This is a genomic window from Marinobacter fonticola (genome assembly GCF_008122265.1).
GTDB lineage: Bacteria > Pseudomonadota > Gammaproteobacteria > Pseudomonadales > Oleiphilaceae > Marinobacter_A > Marinobacter_A fonticola.
This window is the reverse complement of sequence record NZ_CP043042.1, coordinates 3,772,656-3,794,003: the sequence shown is the minus strand read 5'-3', so window position 1 is coordinate 3,794,003 and position 21,348 is coordinate 3,772,656. Positions and strand designations below refer to the sequence as shown.

19 protein-coding genes are annotated in these 21,348 nt (G+C 59.5%); 8 read left to right on the top strand and 11 right to left on the bottom strand.

The window, feature by feature from the left end; translation table 11 throughout:
• Positions 1-89: 89 nt before the first annotated feature.
• On the bottom strand, positions 90-1,154 hold the full coding sequence (gene mutY / locus FXO11_RS16905; protein WP_148864121.1) for an A/G-specific adenine glycosylase: 1,065 nt from the start codon (positions 1,152-1,154) through the stop codon (positions 90-92).
• Positions 1,151-3,373 (bottom strand): AsmA family protein, encoded by a 2,223-nt coding sequence (locus tag FXO11_RS16900; RefSeq protein ID WP_148864120.1) that lies wholly within the window; start codon positions 3,371-3,373, stop codon positions 1,151-1,153. Before FXO11_RS16900 ends, mutY begins: the two co-directional genes overlap by 4 nt.
• A gap of 323 nt (positions 3,374-3,696) precedes the next feature.
• Here FXO11_RS16900 and FXO11_RS16895 point away from each other — a divergent pair, with 323 nt between their 5' ends.
• The 5 genes from FXO11_RS16895 (at position 3,697) to hisF (ending at position 7,141) form a co-directional block, all read left to right on the top strand.
• On the top strand, positions 3,697-4,158 hold the full coding sequence (locus FXO11_RS16895; RefSeq protein ID WP_148864119.1) for an SRPBCC family protein: 462 nt from the start codon (positions 3,697-3,699) through the stop codon (positions 4,156-4,158).
• 117 nt (positions 4,159-4,275) lie between these two features.
• Positions 4,276-4,869, top strand: a complete 594-nt coding sequence (gene hisB / locus FXO11_RS16890; RefSeq protein ID WP_148864118.1) for an imidazoleglycerol-phosphate dehydratase HisB — start codon at positions 4,276-4,278, stop codon at positions 4,867-4,869.
• 74 nt (positions 4,870-4,943) lie between these two features.
• Positions 4,944-5,588 (top strand): imidazole glycerol phosphate synthase subunit HisH, encoded by a 645-nt coding sequence (hisH, locus tag FXO11_RS16885; protein WP_148864117.1) that lies wholly within the window; start codon positions 4,944-4,946, stop codon positions 5,586-5,588.
• 36 nt (positions 5,589-5,624) lie between these two features.
• Positions 5,625-6,365: a 1-(5-phosphoribosyl)-5-[(5-phosphoribosylamino)methylideneamino]imidazole-4-carboxamide isomerase gene (gene hisA, locus FXO11_RS16880; RefSeq protein ID WP_148864116.1), complete on the top strand. Its 741-nt coding sequence runs from the start codon at positions 5,625-5,627 to the stop codon at positions 6,363-6,365.
• A gap of 2 nt (positions 6,366-6,367) precedes the next feature.
• On the top strand, positions 6,368-7,141 hold the full coding sequence (hisF, locus tag FXO11_RS16875) for an imidazole glycerol phosphate synthase subunit HisF (protein ID WP_148864115.1): 774 nt from the start codon (positions 6,368-6,370) through the stop codon (positions 7,139-7,141).
• A 149-nt stretch (positions 7,142-7,290) separates the two neighbouring features.
• On the opposite strand, the gene FXO11_RS16870 is transcribed toward hisF, so the two are convergent.
• From FXO11_RS16870 to gpmI, 4 genes are all read right to left on the bottom strand, one after another.
• Positions 7,291-8,127 (bottom strand): divergent polysaccharide deacetylase family protein, encoded by an 837-nt coding sequence (locus tag FXO11_RS16870; RefSeq protein ID WP_227545949.1) that lies wholly within the window; start codon positions 8,125-8,127, stop codon positions 7,291-7,293.
• Positions 8,124-9,554, bottom strand: a complete 1,431-nt coding sequence (locus tag FXO11_RS16865) for a S41 family peptidase (protein WP_148864114.1) — start codon at positions 9,552-9,554, stop codon at positions 8,124-8,126. Before FXO11_RS16865 ends, FXO11_RS16870 begins: the two co-directional genes overlap by 4 nt.
• Before the next feature lie 150 nt (positions 9,555-9,704).
• Complete coding sequence (locus FXO11_RS16860) at positions 9,705-10,829, bottom strand: murein hydrolase activator EnvC family protein (RefSeq protein ID WP_227545948.1); 1,125 nt, start codon at positions 10,827-10,829, stop codon at positions 9,705-9,707.
• A 104-nt stretch (positions 10,830-10,933) separates the two neighbouring features.
• The gene (gene gpmI / locus FXO11_RS16855; protein ID WP_148864113.1) at positions 10,934-12,481 is read right to left on the bottom strand and encodes a 2,3-bisphosphoglycerate-independent phosphoglycerate mutase; all 1,548 of its coding nucleotides are present in this window, start codon (positions 12,479-12,481) and stop codon (positions 10,934-10,936) included.
• Positions 12,482-12,703: 222 nt separating this feature from the next.
• Between gpmI and FXO11_RS16850 the strand changes: the two genes are divergently transcribed.
• The 3 genes from FXO11_RS16850 (at position 12,704) to FXO11_RS16840 (ending at position 14,354) form a co-directional block, all read left to right on the top strand.
• Positions 12,704-13,120 (top strand): rhodanese-like domain-containing protein, encoded by a 417-nt coding sequence (locus FXO11_RS16850; protein WP_148864112.1) that lies wholly within the window; start codon positions 12,704-12,706, stop codon positions 13,118-13,120.
• A 169-nt stretch (positions 13,121-13,289) separates the two neighbouring features.
• Positions 13,290-13,790, top strand: a complete 501-nt coding sequence (secB, locus tag FXO11_RS16845; RefSeq protein ID WP_148864111.1) for a protein-export chaperone SecB — start codon at positions 13,290-13,292, stop codon at positions 13,788-13,790.
• Between the two features lie 99 nt (positions 13,791-13,889).
• Positions 13,890-14,354: a tRNA (cytidine(34)-2'-O)-methyltransferase gene (locus tag FXO11_RS16840; RefSeq protein WP_148864110.1), complete on the top strand. Its 465-nt coding sequence runs from the start codon at positions 13,890-13,892 to the stop codon at positions 14,352-14,354.
• A gap of 84 nt (positions 14,355-14,438) precedes the next feature.
• Here the strand turns inward: FXO11_RS16840 and pntB are convergent, their stop codons facing one another.
• The 5 genes from pntB to FXO11_RS16815 all read right to left on the bottom strand — a co-directional run bounded on the left by pntB (position 14,439) and on the right by FXO11_RS16815 (position 21,078).
• Positions 14,439-15,836, bottom strand: a complete 1,398-nt coding sequence (pntB, locus tag FXO11_RS16835; protein WP_148864109.1) for a Re/Si-specific NAD(P)(+) transhydrogenase subunit beta — start codon at positions 15,834-15,836, stop codon at positions 14,439-14,441.
• 11 nt (positions 15,837-15,847) lie between these two features.
• Positions 15,848-17,416: a Re/Si-specific NAD(P)(+) transhydrogenase subunit alpha gene (locus tag FXO11_RS16830; RefSeq protein WP_148864108.1), complete on the bottom strand. Its 1,569-nt coding sequence runs from the start codon at positions 17,414-17,416 to the stop codon at positions 15,848-15,850.
• A gap of 499 nt (positions 17,417-17,915) precedes the next feature.
• Positions 17,916-19,094, bottom strand: a complete 1,179-nt coding sequence (locus FXO11_RS16825; protein WP_148864107.1) for an acetyl-CoA C-acetyltransferase — start codon at positions 19,092-19,094, stop codon at positions 17,916-17,918.
• 102 nt (positions 19,095-19,196) lie between these two features.
• A complete protein-coding gene (locus tag FXO11_RS16820) occupies positions 19,197-19,940 on the bottom strand; it encodes a pteridine reductase (RefSeq protein WP_148864106.1) in 744 nt (247 codons plus the stop codon).
• Positions 19,933-21,078 carry a multifunctional CCA tRNA nucleotidyl transferase/2'3'-cyclic phosphodiesterase/2'nucleotidase/phosphatase gene (locus FXO11_RS16815; protein WP_148864105.1) on the bottom strand — a complete coding sequence of 382 codons (1,146 nt, stop codon included), beginning with the start codon at positions 21,076-21,078 and terminating at the stop codon, positions 19,933-19,935. Before FXO11_RS16815 ends, FXO11_RS16820 begins: the two co-directional genes overlap by 8 nt.
• Between the last annotated feature and the right edge of the window lie 270 nt (positions 21,079-21,348).

Here is a 21,348-nt window from a genome sequence, read left to right as displayed (position 1 = left end):
CGGGGAATCTCTGATTAGGTCTATTGCCGATTCTGCAATAGATCTAATCAGAGATTCCGATAGTCGTTGATTCGAGGATGGTAACAGAATCAGAGGAGCGTGGGTTGCTCGGGGCGCGTAAGCAGTTTGCGGATTGGGCTCGGGACGCCGAGGGCCGGGGCGTCGATGCGTGGGTGCCAGGCCAGGTTGGCATCGTCCATGGCACTGGTGGTCCCGGCATGCCGCAGCCGCACCGGGTGAATATGCAGGTGATAGTGGCTGAAGGTATGGCGGAATCCGCTAAGCGGTTCGGCGTCTTCGCAGGCGATGCCCAGTTGGCGCTCGGCCACCTCCGGCAGTTCGTCCAAGGTAACCGCGGTGTCCATTTCCGGCAGGCTCCAGAGGCCGCCCCAGATGCCGCTCGGTGGACGGCGTTCCATTAGCAGGTTGCCGGCATCGTCCTCGATCATCAGGAGCCAGGTCTCCTTCTCCGGTAGCGCTTTTTTCGGCTTGGGCTCGGGTAGGGCGGCAGTGAGACCTTCAGCATAGGCTTCGCAGTTATCGTAGAGCGGACAGTGGCCGCAATCGGGTTTGCGGCGGGTGCAGACGAGCGCGCCCAGGTCCATGATCGCTTGAGTGTAATCGCGCACGCGTGCATTAGGCGTATGGTGCTCGGCGTGGTGCCAGAGTTCGTTGAGGACGGCGGTCTTGCCGGGCCAGCCCTGAACGGCGTGGTAGCGGGCGAGGACGCGTTTAACGTTGCCATCGAGAATCGCCGCGCGGATGCCCCGGGCTTGGGCTAGGATGGCGGCCGCGGTGGAGCGGCCAATACCGGGCAGGGCCTCAAGTTCTTCCTGGGTGCCGGGGAATTCGCCGCCGTGGTCGTTCACGACTGTCTTGGCCGCTTTCTGCAGGTTGCGGGCGCGGGCGTAGTAGCCCAGGCCCGACCAGTGTTGGAGCACGTCATCCACCGGTGCTCCGGCCAGGCTTTCGACATCCGGGAAGCGGAGCATGAAGGCCTGGTAGTACGGTATCACCGTGCCGACCTGGGTCTGCTGTAGCATGATCTCGGACACCCATACGCGATAGGGTGTCCGGTTCTCATGCCAGGGTAGTTCCTTGCGGCCGTGCTGGTCGTACCACTCGAGCAACCGGCTGGCGACGCTATCCGTCATTGATTGAACAGCCCCTTGAGCGCGTCCTTGACCTTACCGGAACTCTCCTTGTCGAGCTTCTCTTCCAGCTTTTCGCCCAGTTTATCGTCGATCGCCCGATTCAACTCTTTTTTCGCTTTTTCGGAGGCGGCGTTGGCGGCCATCGTCTTGAGGGTGTCGCGGAAACGCGAGCCATCGAAGGAGCATAGCTTGGCCGGCTCGCCGGCAATGTCGCCACGGCACTCTACCGGGATTACCGCGCCCTTGACGTACTCGGTCACACGGCAGGCCTCGTCGCGGTGGATCTCGCCCACGACGCGCAGGCCCAGTTCGTAATCCAGTTGGCTGGATTGCATGTTGACGGTGCCGTTGCCGTCCAGGCGCATGCCAGCGAGTGCAGCGGTAAGGTTGGTGTTGTTGACGGTGTTGCCATCAATCTTGATCAGGCCGCTCATGTCGTTGAACGGTGTGGAGTCGCCCCAGTCGGTGGCGGTCAAGCTTTCGCGGTTGGCCAGCGCGATGCCCTGACAAGCCATTTGCGTCAGGTTCATCTTGTTGAAGCTGCCCTTCTCCAGGTCGAAGCGGACTTCGCCCTGAGCGTTCTGCTTCAGCGCGGATAGGCGGTTGCCCTGGGTGGTGATATCCGCCGTGAGGTTGGCGCCGCCGGAGAGCAGCGTCATGTCCGCCAGATCGGTCAGCAATGAGAGGGTCTGGATGTTGTTGGCGCGCTCGGATATTTTCCAGGTGGGGTTGTCCTTGCGTGCATCCAGGGTGGCTGTGACGTTGAAATCGCCTTCGTAGAGATTGCCGCCGAACTGTTCCACCTTAATCAGGCCATTATTGGCGGTGATTTTGGAACTGATATCGGTAATGGTCAGGTTGCTGGCCACCAGTTCGCCCAGGCCAAAGTTGATGTCCAGCGCCAGCCCCCGCAGGGTTTCAAGTGGCAGTAGTTCGCTTTCCGGAGCGGCTGCCTCTGAGGCCGTGGAGGTGCCGCCCCGGGCTTCGCCGGAGGATTCCGTCGCGGGCTCGTTGGCCTGTTCGCCTTCGGGTTCGGGTGGCAGGTAACGATCGACGTTCAACGCGTTGCCTTGCAGGTTGAGACTGATAGCGGTGTTCTCCAGCCCCAGGCCGAAGCGGCCGGTAAAGGTCGTTTCGTCCAGTGAGAGGTTCATGTTGTCCAATGCGATCTGACCCGGTTCGCCGCCGATATCCGTGGAGAAGGACGCGCTCTGCAGCACTGCCTCGTCGCTGGTCTCGATGTCGGACTGTCCCATCGCCTTGAGTAGTTCGCGTGGCGAGAATTCCGCCACGGTCAGTTGGCCGGCCAGCTTAGGCTCGCTGAACCCCTGAACTTCAAGGCTGGTGGTCAAATCGACATTGGCGAAGCTGGCGGCAATGTCGGAAAGACTGGCGGTCTCTGCATCCAGATTGGCGGTGATATCGCCACTGACGCCGGCATTGACGGTTTCGCCGCCGAAGGGCTCGCCGGTCATGTCGAAGCTGCTGTCCAGATCCTGGATCTGGAACTGATTGAGCGCTTCATTGGCGGTCATCTGAGCGCTGATCTGAGCGTTGATGGCAAACTCCGGCTGATTGGTCGCGAAGCGGAAGCTGGCCTGGAGCGGGAAGGTCTGGCCCAGCGCGATGCCGGTCGCCGATACGCTGACGTCTTCGATGGTCACGGACTGGCCGGTGGCTTCGTCCGTGTAATGCAGCGCTGCATTGGAAATACCGATTTCCTCGACCTCGAATTGCAGTGGTTCGCTCTCGCCGCCGTCTTCCGTCGCTGCGGTGTCCGTTGCCGGTTGTTCGGACGGTTGCGGCTCGGTGGGCGCCTCGCTTGGTTCGCCCTCGGGCATGATGCGCTCCCAGTTACCCTGGCCCTGGGCGTTTTTGACCAGGTTGGCGTCCAGGCCATCGAGGGTAAATTGGTCAACCGCAGGCGACATGGTGATCAGTGACCAAAAGTCCACCTCAGCGACAAGCCGGTTCAGCTTGACGAACGGTTTGTCTTCCAGGCGGGCTTCGACGTTGTTCAGCTCAAGCCCGATGGGGATGAACGACCAACCGATGTCGCCTTCCAGGATCAGGTCGAGGTTGGTTTTATCCTCAACGACCTTTTCGATCTGCGGCTTGTAGGTGTTCGGGTCTATTACCAGTGTGGCGATCAAGATCGCTGCTGCGACTAGCAAAATAATGGCAACGACAGCGATCAGGAGGTAACGGAGCGCTTTCATGGCTGTTTCCTTACAACGATGTTGAAAGCGGGCGCGCGTCGGCGGTTCCCGCTAAAGTCGGTAATTTTCAAAAGCCTACGCATAGCATACGACAGGGGATGCATTCAGCCCACCCGAGGCGGCACATACCGGGTCAACCTTGCAGAATGTTCATTTGGGGACCTTTACCGGTAAACTGCGACTTGCGCGATATAGACTACACAATAAACGTTGACCGGTTGTGACGCTTTTGGGATTTTCCGCGTGCCGAGAAACGGTATCCACGGGCTCGGGCTAAAGCCTGGCCGACATAATAAAGACAACGTGACAAAGAGGAGTTGCCGGTGGCCATTACTGTTGCCATTGAACTAAACCGTGAGATCGATATCCCCGGCGGTTACGACGACGTTTTCGACCTACTGGCGGATGTGCCTAAATCCGCAAGTTATTTCCCCAAGGTCGACAAGCTGGTGGACCTGGGCGACAACGCCTATCGCTGGGAAATGGAAAAGATCGGCGTGGACAAGCACTCGATCCAATCCGTCTACGCCAGCAAGTATCACGCAGACAAGGCTACAGGCAAGATTACCTGGGAGCCGGTAAAAGGCGAGGGTAATGGTGTGGTGCGCGGTTCCTGGACACTCACGGCCAAGGGCGACGACGTGACCCATGCCAGTTTCCAGACCACCGCCGAGCTGACGCTGCCGTTACCGAGCTTGCTCAAGCTGGCGATCAGTCCGGTCGTCAAACATGAATTCAATGGGCTAGTGGACACCTATATGAACAACCTGAAAAAGGCGTTCTAGCGATCTTCGGGTCAATCGTGGCGATAGCGTTAATGCGTTGCCAATGACTGTGAGAATGGCGGCATAAAGCGGTATACTTTGCGCTGTCCAATTTCCGGCTTTTTCACTGGAGTCCCCATGGCCGAACGCAAGGCGCGGGTAGAACGCAATACCCTTGAAACCCAGATCACGGTAGCCATCAACCTGGATGGCACCGGCAAGTCCAACTTCGATACCGGTGTGCCGTTCCTTGAGCACATGATGGACCAGATTGCCCGTCATGGCCTGGTCGATCTGGATATCGTGTGCAAGGGTGATTTGCATATCGATGATCATCATACCGTGGAAGACATCGGTATCACCCTGGGGCAGGCGTTCACCCAGGCTGTAGGCGACAAAAAAGGTATTCGCCGCTACGGCCATGCCTATGTGCCGCTGGACGAGGCGCTATCACGGGTGGTGATCGACCTGTCCGGCCGCCCCGGTCTGAGCATGGAGGTGCCTTATACCCGCGCAAGCGTGGGTGGTTTCGATGTGGACCTGTTCGAGGAGTTCTTCCACGGTTTCGTCAACCATTCCATGGTGACCCTGCACATCGATAACCTGAAGGGCAAGAACACCCACCACCAGATCGAGACGGTATTCAAGGCCTTCGGGCGCGCGCTACGCATGGCGGTCGAACATGACGACCGCATGGCTGGCGTCATCGCCTCGACCAAGGGTTCGCTCTAGCACGAACCTGTTCCGTTATTCCGGCCGGTTGAGCAAGTCTCCGCCGGCCCATCCTTTCCGGAGTTGTCCTGATTATGAAGTCCGTTGCCATTATCGATTACGGTATGGGTAACCTCCATTCGGCCAGCAAGGCGGTCGAGCACGTGGCGCCGGATATGCACGTCCATGTTACCGACAAGGAATCCATCATCCGTGAAGCGGACCGTGTGATCCTGCCGGGGGTTGGCGCCATCCGCGACTGCATGGCGGAGATCCGTAAGCAGGGCGTGGATACCCTGGTGCGCGACCTGGTGGCTGACGGCCGTCCTCTGCTGGGTATCTGTGTCGGCATGCAGGCGCTGATGGCCCGCAGTGAAGAGAATAAGGGTGTGGAAGGCATCGCTCTGTTTCCGTCGGAAGTGCGTTTCTTCGGCAACGACCTCAAGGACGAGCAGGGCGAACGCCTGAAGGTGCCGCATATGGGTTGGAACGAGGTCTGGCAAACCCAGGATCATCCGCTCTGGCACAACATTCCCGACGGCGACCGCTTCTACTTCGTTCATAGCTACTACGCCGAAGCCGAGGGCAATCCCGATATTGCCGGGCGCGCTCATTACGGTGTGGATCTGGCTGCCGCCGTCGCCCGCAACAATGTTTTCGCAACGCAGTTCCACCCGGAGAAGAGTCATCGCGCCGGCCTGCAACTGCTGAAAAACTTCGTACAATGGTCAGGCCAGTAGCCTTTGGCCTAACCACCCGACTGGATTGAAACGCCCATGCTGATTATCCCCGCCATCGACCTCAAAGACGGTAAATGCGTTCGCCTACGCCAGGGCCGGATGGATGATTCCACCGTCTTCTCCGACAACCCGGTAGACGTAGCGGCCCGCTGGGTCGACGCTGGCGCCCGCCGTCTGCATCTGGTCGACCTGAATGGCGCTTTTGCCGGCGAGCCCGTGAACGGCGAGATCGTCAATGCCATCGCCAAGCGCTTTCCGGATCTGCCGATTCAGATTGGCGGCGGCATCCGCTCTGCGGAAACCATCGAGGCTTACCTGAAAGCAGGTGTGCAGTGGGTCATCATCGGCACCAAGGCGGTGAAAGAACCGGCTTTCGTGACCGAAATGTGCCGCCGGTTTCCCGGCCATATCATTGTCGGGTTGGATGCGAAGGACGGCCGCGTAGCCACTGATGGCTGGGCGGAAGTCTCCGAGGTCATGGCCACCGATCTGGCCAAGCAGTTCGCCAACGATGGCGTGGACAGCATCGTCTACACCGATATCAGCCGTGATGGCATGATGCAGGGCGTCAACGTCGAGCAGACTGCCACCCTGGCCGAAAGTTGCGGTATTCCCGTTATCGCCTCCGGCGGCGTCACCAATATGGACGATATCAAACGCCTGTCCGCCGAAGCCCAGCGCGGCATCCTCGGGGCCATCACCGGCCGCGCCATCTACGAAGGCGCGCTGGATGTGGCCGAAGCCCAGGCGTGGTGTGACCAGCAGCAGGAGCGATAATCATGGCACTGGCCAAGCGTATTATTCCCTGCCTTGATGTGGACAAGGGGCGTGTGGTGAAAGGCGTCAACTTCGTCGATATTCGCGACGCCGGCGACCCGGTGGAAGTCGCCCGCAAATACAACGAGCAGGGCGCCGACGAGATTACCTTTCTGGATATTACGGCCAGCCACGAGAGCCGTGATACCACGTATGAAACCGTCGAGCGGATGGCCAGTCAGGTCTTTATCCCGCTGACCGTGGGCGGCGGCGTGCGTACCGTTGACGATATCCGCAAGCTGCTCAATGCCGGTGCGGACAAGGTGAGTATCAACACTGCGGCCGTGTTCAGCCCCGAATTTGTGCGCGAGGCAGCCGAGCGTTTCGGTAGTCAATGCATCGTGGTGGCCATCGACGCCAAACGGGTCAGCGAAGAGGACGCAGTGCCGCGCTGGGAAATTTTCACCCACGGCGGGCGCAAGCCGACTGGGCTGGATGCCGTCGAGTGGGCGAAAAAAATGGTCGAACTGGGTGCTGGCGAGCTTTTGCTGACCAGCATGGATCGGGACGGCACCAAGGTTGGTTTTGATTTGGGCCTGACTCGCGCTGTAAGTGATTCGGTGATCGTGCCGGTGATTGCTTCAGGCGGTGTGGGCGAGCTGCAGCATCTCGCCGATGGGGTTACGCAAGGCGGGGCCGATGCCGTGCTGGCGGCTTCGATTTTCCACTTCGGCCAGCACACGATTCCCGAGGCGAAGCAGTTTATGCATGGGCAGGGGATTGAGGTTCGACTTTAGGGCGTTGAAGCGGTCGGCAAGCCTCACCGGCATCCCACGTCTGGCTTGAGTGCCCGCTCACCCGCGTAGGATGCCAGTGAACAACGTGAACCGTATCAATCCAAGCTCTCCGCCAAGTTCAGGCTTCGTGACTCCCGAAATCTTTCCTTCTACTCCCCGTCTGTCTTCCGCTTAGCCAACGGCGCCACGACTGGCCGTTTGATCTCCACAAACATCGGCGCATTATCGTGGCGCATGGCCCATAGGCCGCTGACGGTGGCTACTGCAATGCCTTGGGCATCAAGCAGGGGCAGATTTTTTTCCAGGTAGTCGACGGTAACCTTGTGCGGATGTCCGATGCCGATAGCGGTGCCGTTGCGCTTGGCCGTTTCGATTAATAGCTTGAACTGGCGGTCGACGAATGCTTCGGTTTGCTCGTGATCCAGGAAGACATCGCGGGTCAAATTGGGCACGCGATGAGTTTCGGCACTGTCGGCGGCGACAGTGCTGGCGATGGTGCGGCTATCGACGAAGTACAACGGATACTGAACCAGCTCAGACATGATCCAGTCCATGTTGTTGCGTTGCTGGGTCAACAGGCTGCCCATGTGGTTGTTCACACCCTGGACGTAGGGAATGGATTGCAGAGCACGGCGTAGGGTCGTCGTCGTTGTGAGTTGGTTCATCTCTGGCGTCAGGCCGCCCGGGCCCAGGGCGTAGTTGCGGGTATTCGCCATGGGCGCATGGAGCATGATTTCCTTGCCCCGGGCATGAGCCGCTTCCGCGAGGGTGCGGGTATAACGGCGATAAGGCAGGAAGGCCAGAGTCAGTGGCTGGTCCAGCTCGGTCAGTCGCTCGCCCTGAACCGGATCGTGGCCCATGTCGTCGATGATAATGGCGATCGTGGGCGGCTGCTGCTCGCCCGTGCCTGCCGATGCCGAGCCGGTCGCAACCAGGCTTATCGCCAGCGCGCCCAGGACTACTCTAATTTGACACGCCAGACTCACTCCGATTTGGCCTCATTGTACTTGAGGATATGTAGACCTTTCAGCAGGTTGAGGCCGGTGCGCAACTGGTAGTCCTGCGCGATCAGTTTGTCGCCGGATGACTTCTGGCCTTGCTCGCTGGTAACCGCCGGGTTCTCGTTATCACCGCCGGTGTCGCCGTCGGTCGTTTCCGGGACGCGCCCGTCTTGCTCACCATTTTCCAGGTGACCACTGAGATCGGCCTCGGTGAAGAAGGGTTGGTTGTCCACTTCCGTGAGACGGCCCTGTTTCACCACGATATCGGGGTGTATTCCCTTGGCCTGAATAGAGCGGCCGTTCGGCGTGTAGTAGCGAGCCGTGGTCAATTTGATGGCGTGGGTGTCGTCCAGCGGCACCACGGTCTGCACCGAGCCCTTGCCAAACGATTCGGTGCCCATGACAACGGCACGCTTCTGGTCCTGCAGGGCGCCGGCAAGGATTTCCGACGCAGAGGCGGAGCCACCGTTAATCAATACCACGATGGGGGCGCCGTTGCTGTCGTCGCCCGGCTGGGCGCTGAAGCGAAGCTTGGAACTCTGAATGCGGCCTTCGGTGTAGACAATCAGGCCCTCGTTCAGGACCGCGTCTGCAGCTTCGACCGCAGCCTGGAGCACACCGCCCGGATTGTTGCGCAGGTCGATGATCAGGCCGTTCAGGGTTTCGCCGTATTCGTTTTCCAGTTTATTGATGGCGCTGACGAATTCCCGGCCGGTTTCAGCTTGGAACTGGGTGACGCGTAGGTAGCCGTAGCCGGGCTCCAGCATGCGTGATTTTACGCTGGTGACCTTGATGATATCGCGTTTTACATCGATCTCGATGGGCGCGCTGCCTTGGTCGCGAATAATCGTTAGCGTAATCGTGGTGCCCGGCTTGCCGCGCATCAAGCTGACCGCTTCTTCCAGACCCATGCCTTTAACAGGTTGGTCGCCAAGCTTGATGATCATATCGCCGGCTTGCACGCCTGCTTTCTGAGCAGGGGTGTCGTCGATGGGCGCGATCACGCGGACGAAGCCATCTTCTATACCCACTTCGATACCCAGGCCACCGAACTCGCCGCTGGTGCTCTCCTCAAGTTCTTCGTAGGCCTGGGGTTCCAGGTAGGCGGAATGGGGGTCAAGGCCGGAGAGCATGCCCTTGATGGCGTTTTCCAGCAGCGTGCGGTCGTCCACCTCTTCCACATAGGCTTCGCGGATGCGGCCAAAGACTTCAGTGAACTTGCGCAGATCCTCGAGTGGCAGCTGCTTCTCGGGGTCCGGCAGGCGTACGGTGACCTCTTTGCCGTCGGCGGTGCCTTTTAGCAGGGTCTCGCCGGTTTCCGGATCGGTGTCCGCTAAACTAACGGCGGGCCACGCCAACAGGCAGGTGGCGCAAAAAAGGGCGGTGGAGGCAGTACGTCTGGCCAGTCTCATGCAGTTTTCCTGTACTCGCGTGCTTGTCTACAGAGCGTCCTTCTCTGATCTGACACTCTTTTTAAAGGATGTTGCCGACCATTGCGCTTCAACATCCTCTTTGTTATGACACCATTACGGCATTACCGAATGTGGCCTTCCGGCGTTCGCTTATTGGGCAAGCCACTTCGTCGGATTCTGGGGCTTGCCGTCATGCCGAATCTCGAAATATAGCTGAGAACGGGAATCCCTGTTGCTTTCGCCTGCTATGGCGATGGTTTCCCCGGCGTCGACCCAGTCCCCCGGACTTTTCAGCAGGCTGGAATTCAGGCCGTAGAGGCTCATGTAGCCGTTGCCGTGGTCGACGATGGTCATCAGCCCGAAACCGCGTAGCCAATTGGCAAACACCACCCGTCCATAATGGACCGCCCTGACCTCGGCGTCGTGATCGGTGGCAATCAGCAGGCCATGGTGGCGCAAACGCCCCTTGTGAAGGCTTTCTCCGAAACCGGTAACCACCTTACCACGGGTTGGCCACGGGAGTTTAGCGCGCAATGTTGAGAAAGGTTGTGATTCTTTTGGCGTAGGTATCTCAGCGATTGCGGCTTGTACTTCCTCAAGCAGTTTTTCCAGTCGCTCTCGGTTGGCCGCCAGGTTTTCGCGCTGGGATTTTTTCTGCGAGATATCCGATTCCAGAAGTGCCAGCGTTCGCTCGCGCTCCTTACTTTGTTGCTCTAGTTCCTTCTGACGACTGGCCAGGGAACGCTCGGTTTTTTTCAGCTCAAGCTGGGTCGCGGCGGTCTTCCCCCGGGTTGCTTTGAGCTCGTTCAGCGTGCGGTTGAAGGCCTCCAGCTGTTTGAGCGTGTATTGGCTGAGGTACTCGTGGTAGGTCATGACCCGTGCCAGTTTCTGAGGGTCGACCTCGTTAAGCAGTACCTTGACTGCGGGCGCATCGCCCGCCATCCAGGCGGCGCGGATCTGAGCCTTTAGGGCATCGCGCTTGGCATCGAGTTCCTGCTCGAGTTCCTGCTCGCGTTCGCGCAGTTGATCGAGGGTTTGTTGCTGGTTGGCGGCCTTGCGCCGGAATTCCCTGCGCTCCCTCTTGAGCTGGCCGATCTGGCGTTCGGTGCGTGAGAGGGTTTGTTCCAACTCGCTACGGTCCTGTTCGGCGTCGGATAGCCATTCGTCGATCTCGGCTATCTCTTCCTTGAGGGCTTTGATTTTAGCGGGAGAGACGGAGTCGGCTTCCTGGGCCATGGTGGATGTGGCGCAGAAAACCAAAAAGACGGCAAGCAAAAGGCTAGCGCATAAAGCGGGCGCTAGCCTCAAGCAACGGGTTTTGGGGCGGCACTGCCGGTTAGCCGCATGGATCACGCTATATCGCCTTAACCCGGAGAGGTTTAATCCAGCTCGATCAGGGAGTGGCCGTCCATTTCTGCCGGCTGATCCAGCTGCATCAGTGTGAGCAGGGAAGGGGCTACATCGCTCAGAGCGCCGTCGTCCTTGAAGTTGACTGCGCTCTTGCCCAGGTAAACCAGGGGCACGGGGCCCGTGGTGTGTGCGGTGTGCACCTGACCGGATTTTGGGTCGGTCATTTGCTCGCAGTTGCCGTGGTCGGCTGTAATCAGGGCCTGGCCGTCCGCATCATCCAGCGCCTCGGCGATCTTCGTCAGGCATTGGTCAATGCATTCGGCAGCTTTGACGGCGGCGTCGTAGCTGCCAGTGTGGCCGACCATGTCGCCGTTGGCGTAGTTGCAGACCACCAGGTCGAACTTGCCGCTACGGATGGCTTCACACAGCTTGTCGGTCACTTCCGGCGCACTCATTTCCGGCTGCAGGTCGTAGGTGGCGACACGAGGTGACGGGACCAGAATGCGCTCTTCGCCTTTATAGGGCTCTTCTCTTCCGCCGCTGAAGAAGAAGGTGACGTGGGCGTATTTTTCGGTTTCAGCGATACGCAACTGGGTTCTACCCAATTTTTCCATGTACTCGCCCAAGCTGTTGACCAGCTTTTCGGGCGGATAGGCGCACGTGGTATCGATATCGGCGGAGTATTCGGTGAGCATCACGAACTCGGCCAGAGCTGGCCGCTTGGTGCGCTTGAAGCCGTCGAAGTCGTCCTCGACGAAGCACCGGGTCATTTCCCGGGCACGATCGGCGCGGAAGTTCATGAAAATGACGCTGTCGCCGTCGTTAATGGTGCCATCCGGTTCGCCCTCGGCCTGGATGCGGGTCGCCTTGACGAACTCGTCGTTCTCGCCACGTTCGTAAGCGGCGTGCAACGCTTCGACCGGGCTGTCGGAGACGAATTCGGCTTCGCCAGTCGTCAGCAGGTTGTAGGCGGCTTCCACGCGATCCCAGCGATTATCCCGGTCCATGGCAAAGTAGCGGCCGACGATGGAGGCGACGCGACCTACGCCCAGTTCCCGCAGTTTGGCGTCAGCCTTCTTCAACGACGGCTCGGCGCTACGCGGTGGCATGTCCCGGCCGTCGAGGAACCCATGGACGTAGATTGTCGTGGCGCCGCGAGCTTTGGCGATTTCGGTGGCGGCGAGGATGTGGTCTTCGTGGCAATGGACGCCGCCCGGCGAGAGCAAACCCAGCAGGTGGACCGCTTTGCCGTTGGCGACCGCCTTGTCGATGGCGTCGCACAGCGCTTTGTTGTCGGAGAACGTGCCTTCCTCGATGTCTTTGTCGATACGGGTCAGGCTTTGATAAACAACGCGGCCGGCGCCCAGGTTCATGTGACCGACTTCGGAGTTGCCCATCTGGCCCTGGGGCAAGCCGACGAACATGCCGGAGGTGTTGATCAGCGTCTTCGGCTGCTCCTGCCAAATCTTGTCCCAGAAGGGGGTGTTGGCATTGCTGATGGCATTGTCGTCAGAGGGATCGCGGTGGCCCCAGCCGTCGAGAATAATCAGTGCAGTCGTCTTTCGCGTCGCTGTCATCGTTCGGTCCGAATCGAGTTGAAAATGAATGTGTTCGAGTCTACCTGCTTTCGACTTTTCAGGCTATGGACCGCGCCTTCTGTCGCTGGCGGCGGGTGTGTATAATCGCGCATCCAAGGAACCTCCGATTCAGCCTATCGGCGAGCCCCTATAGGCTTGCAGCGCGGCCATCAGGCTTAATCGGAGGTTCCTAATCGTTCGCAGGCTGCAGCAGGTTGTCCAATGGAAAGAGCTTTTGAGTTTATCGTCAATCATTACATTCTGGTCTCGATCTTCGCGGTGCTGCTGATTGGGCTGATCCTTCTGGAAACCCGGCGCGGCGGCAAGAAAGTCAGTCCGCAGGCAGCGATTACGTTGATCAACCGCGACGAGGCGATCGTAGTGGACATCCGTGAGCGAAAGGACTTTGCCGAGGGGCACATCGTCGGCTCGATCCACATTCCCCTCAGTGCGCTCAAGGATCGCCATGGCGAGCTGAAGAAGCACAAGGACAAGCAGATCATCGTCGCGGACAAGATGGGCCAGCATGCAGCCGCTGCCGTGAAGCAGCTCAATACGGATGGCTACGAGAACGTCGTTCGTCTGGCCGGCGGTATTTCCGAGTGGAAAGGCAGCAACCTGCCGCTGAAGAAGAAGTAAACGCGTTTGGCGTGGCAGTCCGGGCTTCGGTTGAATTTGCCGCGCAGTTGGCGCACTGTTTCACATCGATAGAATCGGGCAGCGGGTATAGTGGCGTCTCTATCGTCACCCGCAACTATAAAAGAAAAGGCACCGCGGTGCTCTCAGAATAGAATCGGAAGGATTGAACATGGCTGAAAACCAGCAGGCCGCAGGCGGCGAAAACGCAAACCAACCGCAATTTGCGCTGCAGCGTATCTATATCAAAGATCTGTCTTTCGAGTCTCCCAACTCACCAGCGGTATTCCAGGAGCAGTGGAAGCCTCAGGTTAACCTGGACTTGAATACGGCCCACAATAAGATCAGCGACAACCAATACGAAGTCGTGCTGTCCCTAACCATCACGGCGAAGATGGAAGAGAAAGTTGCTTACATCGTAGAGATCCAGCAGGCGGGTGTGTTCTTGGTGAAAGGTATCGAAGGGCCGCAGCTTGGTCAGATGTTGGGCGCCTACTGTCCGACCATCCTGTTTCCCTACGCTCGCGAATCCATTGACACCATTGTCAACAAGGGCAGCTTCCCGGGACTGATGCTGGCGCCGGTGAACTTCGATGCGATCTATGCTCAGGCGTTGAAGCGTCAACAGGACGAAGCGGCAGGCCAGGCTGCCGAAGAAGAGCCGAAGCATTGATCAGCCCTTAACGGGTCGAGCACTTGATGGGGCCGGCGATAAATGTCGGTCCCGCGTTCCCGCCTTTTTCCTCCCTCCGCCCGATGAATTAAACCCGTCATGTTCCATATCGTTTTGCACGAACCTCAAATTGCGCCGAATACCGGCAACATCATCCGCCTGGCGGCCAATACCGGCTTTCGCCTGCATCTAATAGAACCGCTGGGTTTTGATTTTGAGGAGCGCAAGTTGCGGCGGGCAGGGTTGGACTACCACGATCTGGCCAATGTGAGCCGTTATCCGAATTTCGATAACTTCCTTGACCGGCACCCCGACCGACGCATCTTTGCGTTGACGACCAAAGCCAATACCCACTACAGCGATGTGCAGTTTCAAGCGGGCGATGCGCTGTTGTTCGGTAGTGAGACGGCGGGTCTGCCTGCGGATATCCGGGAAGGTCCCGCCATCGAGCGGGCTCTGCGTTTGCCGATGTGCAATACCTCCCGCAGCCTTAATCTGTCGAATGCGGTGGCAGTGGTTTGCTATGAAGCCTGGCGTCAGACCGGTTTTCAGGGCGGGTGTTAAGGAACGCGAAGCTGCCGCTAAAGGCTTGGATGACCGTCTGGTCGCGCCTTTAGCGGCAGGGTTTTCGGGTTAGCCCTTCAAGGGTCAGTCGTTGGACAAGCCGCCCATGATGCGGTCGGTACTGTCCTTGGCATCGCCAAACAGCATCTGCGTATTGTCTTTGAAGAAAAGCGGGTTCTCCACACCAGAGTAGCCAGTGGACATCCCCCGTTTCAGGACGATTACGCGCCGCGCTTTCCAGACTTCCAATACCGGCATACCCGCAATCGGGCTGCTCGGATCTTCTGCCGCGCTGGGGTTGACCGTGTCGTTGGCGCCGATGACTAGAACCACGTCGGTATCGGCGAAGTCCTCGTTGATCTCATCCATCTCCAGCACGATGTCGTAGGGCACGTGAGCCTCGGCCAACAGTACGTTCATGTGGCCGGGGAGCCGGCCCGCGACCGGATGGATAGCGAAACGCACATTGACACCCCGCTTGCGCAGGCGCTGGGTGATCTCGCTGATGGCATTCTGCGCCTGAGCAACCGCCATGCCGTAGCCCGGAGCAATGATGACCGAATCGGCATTGCGCAGCTCCTCGCAGACCTCGTCGATGTTGGTTTCCTGCACTGTTTGATCGCCTTCGGCTACAGCGGAGCTACTACTCGTCTGACCGAAACCGCCAAGGATGACGCTAACGAACGACCGATTCATCGCCTTACACATGATATAGCTGAGGATAGCGCCGCTACTCCCGACCAGTGCGCCGACGACGATCAGCAAGTCGTTGCCCAGCATGAAGCCGATTGCCGCGGCGGCCCATCCCGAGTAGCTGTTGAGCATGGATACGACGACGGGCATGTCGGCCCCGCCGATGGCCATGATCAGGTGGATGCCCAATACCGAGGCCAATACCGTCATGATAGTCAGCGCGAAGAGGCCCTGAACCACGCTATCTGTGCCGAGGAACCAAGCCCCCAACGCCAGGCACAAGCCAACCAGTGCGAGATTCATCAGGTGGCGGCCCGGCAACGTGAGCGCCTTGCTATCGATACGACCGTCAAGCTTGCCGCAGGCCACCAGTGACCCGGTGAAGGTGACGGCACCGACAAATATCCCGATGAATACTTCGACCAGTTTGATGGTGTGCTCGGTACCGGTGGTGGTAACCAGTGGTTCCACATAGCCGGCAAAGCCGACCAGGACTGCGGCGAGCCCCACAAAGCTATGGAGCAGGGCCACCAGTTGTGGCATCTGGGTCATTTCCACGCGATTGGCGATGGTAATGCCGACGCCGGCACCAATCACGATCGCCAACGCGGTGGCGATCCAACCCTGGTCCAGGGTGCCGGCGAGCGTGGCGACTACGGCGATCAGGATGCCGACAACGCCGTAGATGTTGCCGCGCCGGGCAGTTTCCTGGTGGCTCAGGCCGCCGAGGCTAAGGATAAAGAGAATGCTGGCAACCACATAGGCAACAGTAATCAATCCTTGAGACATGGTCGCACTCCTTATTTATGAAACATCTTGAGCATGCGATAGGTGACCCGGAAGCCCCCACCAACATTGATACTGGCAATCAGCACAGCGATAAACGCAAGGATGCCGATCACCACATTCTGCGCCTGCGCCAAGTGCAGTATGGCGCCGATCACAATGATTCCGCTGATGGCGTTGGTCACGCTCATGAGGGGGGTGTGCAGGGACGCTGTGACGTTCCAGATCACCTGCCAGCCGATGAAGCAGGCCAGCACGAATACCGTGAAGTGAGACAGGAAGCTCTGCGGTGCATAAGCGCCCACGCCATATAGCGCTGCTGCGGTGACCACAAGCAACCCGCCTTTCCAGAAGGATTTGACCCGCCCTTTGCGGCGCCGGGTTTCCTCGGTTTCTACTTCGGGTTCCGCTTTAGGTTTAGCTGGACGTGGCGCGGGTTGTTCCGGCTGGGGCGGCGGCCATGTCACTTCGCCCTGATGGGTTACGGTGACGCCGCGAATCACGGTGTCCTCCATGTTGATCTGGACCTGGCCGTCTTTTTCCGGGGTCAGTTCGCTCACCAGGTGAGTCAGGTTCGTGGCGTAGAGATCGCTGGAGACGCTGGCCATCCGGCTGGGAAGGTCGGTATAGCCGACGATGCTGACATTGTTGTCGATCACCACCTCGTTGGCCTGGGTCAGCTCGCAGTTGCCGCCCCGCTCCGCAGCGAGATCGACGATGACGCTACCGGGTTTCATGCTGCGCGCCATATCGGCACTGATCAGGCGCGGAGCGGGTTTGCCGGGTATCAGTGCAGTGGTGATGATGATGTCCACGTCACGGGCTTGTTCGGCGAACAGGGCCATTTCCGCATCGATGAATTCCTGGCTCATCTGCTTGGCATAGCCGCCGCTACCACTGCCGTCTTCCTCGAAATCCAGTTCGAGGAATTCAGCGCCCATGCTTTCGACCTGCTCTTTTACTTCCAGACGCGTGTCAAAAGCTCGGACGATGGCGCCCATGCTGCGAGCAGCCCCAATGGCGGCGAGACCTGCGACGCCAGCACCGATGACCATGACTTTGGCCGGCTGGACCTTACCCGCCGCAGTCACTTGCCCCGTGAAGAAACGGCCGAAGTGATTGGCGGCCTCAACCACCGCACGATAGCCGGCGATGTTGCCCATAGCGCTGAGGGCATCCATTTTCTGCGCCCGGCTGATGCGTGGTAGGGCGTCGATGGAAAACGCCGTGACATTCTTGGCGGCCAGGGCATCGAGCAGTTCCGGATTCTGGGCCGGCCAGAGGAAGCTGAGGATATGGGTGTTGTTCTGGAGAAGACTGACTTCATCCCCATCGCCGTTCGCGCCATAGGTCGGCGGCCTTACCTTGAGTATGAATTCTGCGCCCGACCACAGCGCTTCCGCATTTTCAGCGATTTGAGCGCCAGCCTGTCGGTAAGCGTCGTCGTCGTACTTCGCTGCTTCTCCCGCGCCGGTTTCAACGATAACGTCATGGCCGAGTTTTATGAGCTTGGCGACGGATGCCGGGGTCGCAGCGACCCGATGCTCCCCGGCCTGACATTCTCTTGGGATGCCTAGTTTCATCTATAGAGTTCTCCGTTTGGATGTCGATGGTTTCAGCGTAGCCGCTGTAGCTTTAAAGCGTTATTAAGTTGCCTATCCTATCCGAGTTGGAGTGATCCTCGAAGCCAAACCCGGTATGTCGAACCGTACATAATGGCTTTACACAGCCCGATACTCCAGATCATTTGATGATTTAGTTAGAAAACTGCACTTTTTTGCGGCTAACGAGCGATGGGTGTGCGGCTTCTGATGCGATGGGTAAGAAGCGGCCGACCTGCAATGAGGCCAGCGTTAAGGGTGACATCGTCGCTGGCACCGGGACTGCCTTACTCCCGGATAACCACGAGCGCCGATCTCAATTGCGGCTTGGACGAGCTGCAAGCTCATGTACCGGCGATGCGTGAAGCCGCGGCACAGTTGATTGATGTGTTGGTTAACGCGGATTAGACCAACCCCGGTTTGGGGTCTTAAAGGCGCCGTGGCCTGCGAGCCATTAAGCTCGCGACCACGGTAGTCTTGTTTAGCGCTCGACAGCCAGGGCAACGCCCATGCCGCCGCCGATGCAGAGTGTGGCCAGGCCTTTCTTGGCGTGACGGCGCTGCATTTCGTGCAGCAGGGTGACCAGTACGCGGCAGCCGGAGGCGCCGATGGGGTGGCCCAGGGCGATGGCGCCGCCGTTGACGTTCACCTTGTCGGTATCCCACCCCAGCTTACGATTGACGGAAATCGCCTGAGCGGCGAAGGCCTCGTTGGCTTCGATCAGGTCCAGGTCGTCGGCGCTCCAGCCGGCCCGCTCCAGGCAGCGCTGCGTGGCGGGAATCGGCCCGGTGCCCATGATTTGCGGATCGACCCCGGCGCTGGCGTGGGCACGAATGGTGGCCAGCGGCGTCAGACCCAATTCCTGCGCTTTTTCGGCGGAGCAGACGATCACAGCCGCGGCGCCATCGTTAAGGGACGACGCATTGCCGGCGGTGACCGTGCCATCCGGCTTGAAGGCTGGTTTCAGCTTGGCCAGGCCGTCGCCCGTCACGCCGTCGCGGGGGCCTTCGTCACGATCGATGGTAATCGGGTCGCCTTTACGCTGGGGAATGGTGATGGGCACGATCTGGCTGTCGAAGTAGCCCGCTTTCTGCGCTGCAACCGCCTTCTGCTGGGACGCGGCGGCGAAGTAGTCCTGCTCTTCGCGGGAGATGTCGAATTCGGCGACGATGTTCTCCGCGGTCATGCCCATGTGGTAGCCATTGAACGCGTCCCACAGGCCATCGTGGACCATGGTGTCGAGCAGCTTCCAGTCACCCATGCGCTGGCCGGTGCGGCTGTTGGGCAGCACGTGGGGGGCCTGGCTCATGCTCTCCTGGCCGCCAGCGATGATCAGGTCGGCGTCGCCGCAACGGATGGATTGCAGCGCCATATGCACCGCCTTGAGGCCGGAACCGCAAACCTTGTTGATGGTCATGGCTGGGACGCCGGAGGGCAGGCCTGCGTGAATAGAAGCTTGGCGCGCCGGGTTCTGGCCGCAACCGGCGGTCAGGACCTGGCCCAGGATAACCTCGTCGACCTGGTCGCCGACGATACCGGTCTCGTCCAGCAGCGCCTTGATGACGGCGGTTCCGAGTTGATCTGCCCGCAGGCTGGAAAGGCCGCCTCCAAAAGTACCGACCGCGGTACGACGGGCAGCAGCAATAACGACGTCGCGCATAATGATAACTCCCTCAGTTGAGTATGCAGGCATTGTATATGAATCAGCTCGTTTTCGTTGTCCGGAAGCCCGGACAGGCCACGATCTTGTGTTTTAGGCACACTAGATATTAAGGCTACGGCCGCCGTCTACCGGCAGTATATGGCCGGTGATATAAGGGGCGTCGCAAACCAGGTAGGCAATGGCTCCGGCAATATCCTCGGCCGAACCCACACGTTTGAGCGACGTGGCGGCTAGAATCTGGTCGCGGTGACTGTTTTCTACGGCGCTTTCGTCCTCCGGCCAGAGAATGGCGCCAGGAGAAACGCCGTTAACCCGCACGTCCGGGCCCAAGTCCTTAGCCCAGGCCCGCGTCAACATAGCCAATCCCGCCTTACTGGCGCAGTAGATCGGATGGTTGCCCAGAGGGCGCTCGGCGTAGATGTCGATCAGGTTGACGATCGAACCCCGGCTGGTCTGGAGGCTCTCAAGACAGGCCTGACCCAGCAGGAAAGGCGCGCGCAGGTTGGTGTCCATCATCTGCGACCAGTCGTCTATCCGGGCCTCGGAAGTGGGTGTGGGGTAGAACACCGACGCATTGTTGATCAGTGTGTCGAGTCGACGCCAATGCCGGCACGCGTCTTTCGCCAGTCGCTTGACGCTGTCCGTGTCGGCAAGGTCCGCCTGCAGGATAGCGGCGGATTCCGCGCGATCCTGGTTCAGCTCGTCGGCAAGGCTCTGGGCCTCAGCTTGACGTGACCGGTAGTGGATCAGTACGCGAAAACCCCGTAGGTGTAAGCGCCGTGCGGTGGCAGCGCCCAGACGATGAGCCGCGCCTGTAATCAGAGCGACGGGCGAATCAGTCATGGTTCTCTCCTGCAGCGCTTTGTTCGAGTACGGACCCAATACGCGCCCTTCGGGTACGGCGGATGGCGTCGCCCAGTGCTTTACCTTTGTGGCCCTGGGCCATCAGGGCCTGCGGATCGACGGCGCGAGCTGCCACCAGCGCTTGCCTGATCTGCCCGCTTGCGAGCTGTCTGCCGGTGGCCTCGCCCAGAGCGTCCGTTGCGGTCAATAAATCCTCGAAGCGTTCGGGCCGCCGCCAGGCATCACTGCGATCCAGCACCGCCATTAGCAAACCGGCATCTTCTTTCGCCTCGCCCAGTAGGTCGTCCGCCGTTGTCGCTACCAGCGAAGCTAGGGCCTGACAGTCGTTGGGCGCGCGCAGAGACTGGGATAGGGCATCCACTCCGAAAGCGCTATCCAGCCCTCCCAACAGGGCGGCATATCGCACCGCGGAGCTGTTGCTGTGCTGACTGGCGTTGGTTAGGGCTTTGAGAGGCGGCGGATTATCGTTTACATCAAGTAGCGTCGCCAGCGGAGGGATTAACTTGGATAAGGCACCGCAGGCATGAAGAACCCGGAAATAGGTGGTCGGCTCGGTTTCAAGCAGGGCGCGCTGAGTTTCCTGCCAGATGCGCTCGGGCACGAGGTAACCTACCTCGCCGGAGGTCACCATGTGCTGCATCAAAGCCTGGGTTTCCGGCGCAACGCTGAAACCTAGCGGGCCCAGGCGAGCGGCGAAGCGGGCGACGCGCAAGATGCGCAGGGGATCTTCGGCAAACGCCGGAGACACATGGCGCAGCAGCCGTTGCTCAAGGTCCTGCTGGCCGCCGAAAGGGTCGACGAGACGGCCATCTTCGGCTTGCGCCATGGCGTTGATGGTCAGATCCCGGCGGCGCAGGTCGTCTTCGAGAGTAACGCCCGGCGTGCTGTGGACCTCGAAACCATGGTATCCGTGGCCGTGCTTGCGCTCGGTGCGGGCCAGGGCGTATTCCTCGTGGGTTTGCGGGTGCAAAAAGACGGGGAAGTCTGCGCCAACCTGGCGGAAGCCTTTCGCTTTCATTGCTTCAGGTGTGGCGCCCACCACAACCCAGTCGCGGTCCTTGATAGCCCGGCCGAGCAGAGCGTCGCGGACGGCACCGCCGACGAGATAGATTTGCATGGAATAATCCTGGTCCGAAAAGCGTCGTTATTCAGTCGATTATCGGGATCAGGGAGAAGGGAGGCAAATTGGGTTTTGTTTGCTGGTATGCAGAATCTTGGAGGGCTGAAGCGTATGGCGATCCTCGCTTGCGCCAAATTGGATGGCCATCCCTGGCCAGCCAATTGGGGAGCCTCTGAGCAAGTCCTGGGTGCCTTTTGCCAAGCCTGAAGCCAGCAGGTGCAAGGCGCGGCTTGCCGGCAATGGCCGTAGCCCTTGGCAAAAGCCGCA